We start from the raw sequence: 3,176 nt of genomic DNA, 5'->3' as shown, positions 1-3,176 counted from the left end.
ACAAGGTCAGGCCCCTATGGGGTTGGCTGAAAGAAAATCATCCTCGCCGATGGCTGCGGTATTTTCTTTCGCCAAACCTTGCGGGTACGGTCACGGGACAGTCAGGCAGGTGAAAAATAAAAAATACCGGCTCCCGGAGCCGGAAGTGTTTAACAGATAAAATACAATGAGTCATGAAAATCCTGAATGAAGAACATTTCCAGAATGTAAAGCGTTACGCCGAATCCATCGGTGACACATCACTCCAGAATTGTCTGGACAGACTGAAAAAATGGGAGGAGAACCTAGACCATCCAAGCGAAATCTCGCTCTATTATGACCATGCCCCGTACTCGTTCGGCTTCACGCAACGCTATCCAGATGGAAGCATCGGCATTGTAGGCGGTCTGCTCTATCACGGAATACCCGACCAATCCTTCGCCGTGACACTTGAACCGTTCCACGGATGGCAGATACATACCTGAAAAAAGATAGACAATCATAGTATTAACTTTATAAAATTCAAGATTATGGAAGCAATGGCAGTATTGGAAAAACAACAGCAGTTTGATTTTCAGAACAACGGAATCGAAGTAATGAACTTCGAGACTCTCCAGCGTACCTACAAAGAAAATGACATCTACGGCAAGCCTGTCCAAGGCATCTATCACTACCAGGTCCTGCAGCGTATGATGGACATTTGCGAGAAATACAACCTCGATTACGAGGTGGAAGAAATCTTTGCGGCACAGAATAGGAACAAGACACAGCCGGGAGTGAGCATTCTCCCGCAGGTGGAACAGACACTTGGTGAAAAAGCAGTGGAAGCCCACATCCTCCGACGCATCTTCGCTACCATCCGGATCAAGGACTGGGAAACGGACGAGCTGACAACTACGCTGGTTGTCGCCTATCATCAGGACGGCATACAGGCTGCCATAGGCCCGTGCGTGAAAGTATGCCATAACCAGTGTATCCTCTCGCCGGAAAGGAGCATCTGCAATTACGGAAAGAACAAGGTGACAACGGAAGGGGTATTCGAGACGGTGGACGGATGGCTGGCAAACTTCGAGGTGAACATGAACGAGGACATCGCAAGGATTCAGCGACTGAAACGCAGAATCGTCTCACTGGAGGAAGTGTATATGTATATCGGGCTGCTGACAGCATTGCGTGTCTCCCATGACAGTTCGGACAGGAACCTGTCATCCTCCGTGGAAACCTACCCGCTTAACCAGAGCCAGATTTCCATCTTCACGGAAGAGGTGCTGAAACTGGTCCGCGAAAAGGGACAGGTTACCGCTTGGGACTTGTATAACGTAGCGACTGAAATATATAAGCCTGGCAAAACAGACTTCCCGGCACTGATTCCGCAGAACGGGGCAATGGCGGAACTCCTGCTTTCCCGTCTGCCGGCAGAGATGGAAATACAGGATGCGGTTTTGATAAGTTAACTCAAACTAATCACAACAGTTATTTGGAAAAACAAACGTAAGTAAGGGAGAACCTGACGGATATAGCCGAAAGGTTTTCCCTATTTTAATTAATCTATGATTCAGAAGAACAAAAAGGTTAATCCAATACAGTGAATTTGTGGATTATGCGTATCTTTAGGGGCATAATAAAGAAAAGCATGTAGAAAATTTATGAGAAGAATATGTTTCATTGCTGCATTGATTCTGCTGTTGTGCCGGGTTGCAATGGCAGAAGAAGTCAAAAATTATACGCTTGACATCAGCAAGGTGAATCAGGAAGCCTCCAATCTTCATGTCAAATGTTCTTTCTCGCTGGATTTCCAGGACAAGGACAGCGTATCCATGAATTTCGGGGGCGGTCAGGAATTCTCCATTGACAACTTGAATATCAATAGTGGAGATTTTGAATATGAATTGCACAGGGAATCCAAGAGTATAGTGTTCCGGAAAGTGTCGTCGCAGAAAATTTCCGTCAGCATGGCCTACAACTATACAAATCTTTCCTCATTTTTCATTTATGGGAAAGGGGATGCGGAATTGTGGGAGACAAGTTTCGGAGAATATTTCTATCCTTATGTACCGAATACTTTCATGGATGTAGCCTTGAATGCGGAAACACCGGATTCACTTTCCCTTATCTGTTCATACCCGCTGGATTCGGGCGATACCACTAAATACAGCGGCAAATTGAACCATATCCTGTCGCAGTCGTTGACGCTGGCCTTCATACGCGATGAAGCTTATCAACGGACAGATGAATACATCCCGGGCAAGCTGTCTATCTACCAGATCAAGGACATGCAGTGCGGCAGGGAGAGGTATGAAGAACTGCTTGTACTGACTCAAGCCGCTATCGTATTTTTTGGCAAAGTCTATGGAGAAGACTATATTTCCGCAGAGCGGAATGTGACGGCTCTTCCCGTGTATCTGTTCCATAACGGAGAAGGGTTCAGCAACAGATACAATATCGGTTTCATCTCCGCTTCGCAGGAGAAGTTCTCCACAAAACCCGACATATATCCGCTGATGCACGAAATCGGGCACCGGTGGCTGGGGGAATGGACGCTGCTCATTGATGACGGACAACCTGGTGCCTATTTCATCAAAGAGACGCTGAATGAGTTCATGACCCTCATGTTTATCCGGTATGTCTGTGGCAACGCATACTACGAAACCCAACTTGACTGGTGCCAGTCGGAATACGAGAAAATCAAGGGAACCCCGCAGGATGAACCTGTCGTCAATGTCGTGACAAACAACAATAATACCGTGATTTACAGAAAAGGTCCTCTGGCGCTGATCCGTATTGCGGAACAGATAGGATACGGTGAACTGATGAGCGTCATATCCGGGTTCTATAAGGAGTATGCGGGAAAGTATCCGTTGAAATATACGGACTTCATCGACATGCTCAATGAAAGCCATGCAGGAGTTGGGGATCAACTTAACTTTTTGCTGACTTCTCAATCATTATAATATGGAAAAATAATTCAAGAGCATAATGTCGGAAGCCGTCAAGCAGGCCGTGGAAGGTTCTCGAAAAAGCCGGCTCCCATAAGTGCGGCATCCTCAGAAAAGCCTGCTTCAAGAACGGCCGCTTTGTTGATTGCCATTGTTATGAATTACTGAAGCTATAATATTATTCACAAATAGATTTCCTCAAATGAAAACGATATATTATATTATCCCAATAGTTTTCTTCATTCTTTGTTCATGTGGCAC

General features: G+C 45.8%; 3 protein-coding genes. All 3 read left to right on the top strand.

The window, feature by feature from the left end:
- Positions 1 to 173 precede the first annotated feature (173 nt).
- The 3 genes from ACZMIG_RS14585 to ACZMIG_RS14575 all read left to right on the top strand — a co-directional run bounded on the left by ACZMIG_RS14585 (position 174) and on the right by ACZMIG_RS14575 (position 2,930).
- Positions 174 to 464 carry a DUF4120 family protein gene (locus ACZMIG_RS14585; protein ID WP_487889751.1) on the top strand — a complete coding sequence of 97 codons (291 nt, stop codon included), beginning with the start codon at positions 174 to 176 and terminating at the stop codon, positions 462 to 464.
- A 45-nt stretch (positions 465 to 509) separates the two neighbouring features.
- Positions 510 to 1,433, top strand: coding sequence for a DUF932 domain-containing protein (locus ACZMIG_RS14580; protein ID WP_487889750.1), 924 nt, complete (start codon positions 510 to 512; stop codon positions 1,431 to 1,433).
- A gap of 192 nt (positions 1,434 to 1,625) precedes the next feature.
- Positions 1,626 to 2,930: a hypothetical protein gene (locus ACZMIG_RS14575; protein WP_487889749.1), complete on the top strand. Its 1,305-nt coding sequence runs from the start codon at positions 1,626 to 1,628 to the stop codon at positions 2,928 to 2,930.
- The last annotated feature ends 246 nt before the right edge of the window (positions 2,931 to 3,176 follow it).

It is taken from the genome of Xylanibacter sp., from assembly GCF_057607445.1.
This window is presented reverse-complemented; position numbering and strand designations above follow the sequence as displayed.